Annotated in this window: 2 protein-coding genes; both read left to right on the top strand. The window is 69.7% G+C overall.

The genetic code is table 11. From position 1 onward, the window contains the following. Nucleotides 1–73 precede the first annotated feature (73 nt). Nucleotides 74–682 (top strand): MFS transporter, encoded by a 609-nt coding sequence (locus Y705_RS18785; RefSeq protein ID WP_081737949.1) that lies wholly within the window; start codon nt 74–76, stop codon nt 680–682. 84 nt (nt 683–766) lie between these two features. Next, nucleotides 767–1386 (top strand): MFS transporter (locus tag Y705_RS0109545; RefSeq protein WP_026532699.1); only part of this gene is annotated, 620 nt, incomplete at its 3' end.

Below are 1386 nucleotides of genomic sequence, written 5' to 3'. Positions count from 1 at the left end.
AACAAGGCCATCGAGGCGGGGCGGATGGTTTTCGACCTCACGTACCGCCGGCGCTGATGGGGTGCCGCGGGGCATGAGCCCTTCCGGTGCGGGCTGGGCGGGGCATGCCAAGGGAAGCGTTGGTTACCGCCGCGTCCTTCTGGCACTCTTCTTCGCGGGAATCGCCACGTTCGCCCAGCTCTACTCGGTGCAGGGAGTCCTCCCGGGGCTCGCCCGGGAGTTCGCCGTCTCTCCCGCTGACGCAGCGCTCACGGTGTCCGCAGCCACGCTGGGACTGGCGCTCGCCGTCATTCCGTGGTCCTGGGTGGCGGACCGAGCGGGACGCAAACGAACCATGGCCTGGGCGATCAGCGCCGCCGTCGGGCTGGGTTTCCTCGTCTCCGCGGCGCCGACGTTCGAGACACTGCTGCTGATCCGTTTCGCCGAGGGCGCGGCGCTCGGGGGCATTCCCGCCGTTGCCCTTGTCTACCTCCACGAGGAGATCCAGCCACTACACGCTGCAGTGGCTGCGGGCACGTACGTGGCGGGAACCACGATCGGCGGCTTGACCGGCCGGATCGTCGCGGCTCCTGTTGCCGAGTTCAGCGACTGGCGCGTAGGGGTGCTCAGCGTGAGCGGAGTCGCGGCGCTCTCGGCAGCGGCATTCCTGTGGCTGGCTCCGCGTCCGCGCGGCTTCGACTGACGAGTTTCGAGAACAAGGCCATCGAGGCGGGGCGGATGGTTTTCGACCTCACGTACCGCCGGCGCTGATGGGGTGCCGCGGGGCATGAGCCCTTCCGGTGCGGGCTGGGCGGGGCATGCCAAGGGAAGCGTTGGTTACCGCCGCGTCCTTCTGGCACTCTTCTTCGCGGGAATCGCCACGTTCGCCCAGCTCTACTCGGTGCAGGGAGTCCTCCCGGGGCTCGCCCGGGAGTTCGCCGTCTCTCCCGCTGACGCAGCGCTCACGGTGTCCGCAGCCACGCTGGGACTGGCGCTCGCCGTCATTCCGTGGTCCTGGGTGGCGGACCGAGCGGGACGCAAACGAACCATGGCCTGGGCGATCAGCGCCGCCGTCGGGCTGGGTTTCCTCGTCTCCGCGGCGCCGACGTTCGAGACACTGCTGCTGATCCGTTTCGCCGAGGGCGCGGCGCTCGGGGGCATTCCCGCCGTTGCCCTTGTCTACCTCCACGAGGAGATCCAGCCACTACACGCTGCAGTGGCTGCGGGCACGTACGTGGCGGGAACCACGATCGGCGGCTTGACCGGCCGGATCGTCGCGGCTCCTGTTGCCGAGTTCAGCGACTGGCGCGTAGGGGTGCTCAGCGTGAGCGGAGTCGCGGCGCTCTCGGCAGCGGCATTCCTGTGGCTGGCTCCGCGTCCGCGCGGCTTCGAGGCGTTCGTCCCCGG

Origin of the sequence: Arthrobacter sp. H41, assembly GCF_000520535.1 — a bacterium.
GTDB lineage: Bacteria > Actinomycetota > Actinomycetes > Actinomycetales > Micrococcaceae > Arthrobacter_D.
The sequence above is the reverse complement of the archived record's forward strand: the minus strand, read 5'-3'. Positions and strand labels throughout refer to the sequence as shown.